This is a genomic window from Ferrimonas aestuarii, assembly GCF_005116665.1.
GTDB classification, from domain to species: domain Bacteria; phylum Pseudomonadota; class Gammaproteobacteria; order Enterobacterales; family Shewanellaceae; genus Ferrimonas; species Ferrimonas aestuarii.
Genome location: NZ_SWCJ01000049.1, coordinates 1 through 319 on the forward strand (window position 1 = coordinate 1; position 319 = coordinate 319).

The 319-nt window shown below is 53.0% G+C and carries 1 protein-coding gene and 1 pseudogene; both read left to right on the forward strand.

Annotated features, from left to right (window positions below):
* A partial coding sequence (gene rpsI, locus FCL42_RS21555) for a 30S ribosomal protein S9 (protein ID WP_136865459.1) occupies positions 1-101 on the forward strand: 101 nt, incomplete at its 5' end.
* A 123-nt stretch (positions 102-224) separates the two neighbouring features.
* A pseudogene (locus FCL42_RS21560) lies at positions 225-319 on the forward strand (30S ribosomal protein S9); the annotation flags it as partial.

A 319-nucleotide genomic window follows, 5' to 3' on the forward strand; every position in this document is an offset into this window, starting at 1 on the left:
TGCGTAAAGCTGGCTTCGTTACTCGTGACGCCCGTGAGGTTGAGCGTAAGAAAGTTGGTCTGCGTAAAGCACGTCGTCGTCCACAGTTCTCCAAGCGTTAATATTACGCTTCGAGTCCTACGGACCGGAAAACCGCTGCCCTGTGCAGCGGTTTTTTTTGCTTGGAAGAAAAGTGCTGTGGTTCTTAGCCTGGTAGCGTTAGTCTGTGTGACACCCGCTACGCTGGTGCACACATATCCGGCCACGGCATCACTCGTGCTCTGATGGAGTACGATGAGACGGAGCAATCTGTTCTGCGTAAAGCTGGCTTCGTTACTCG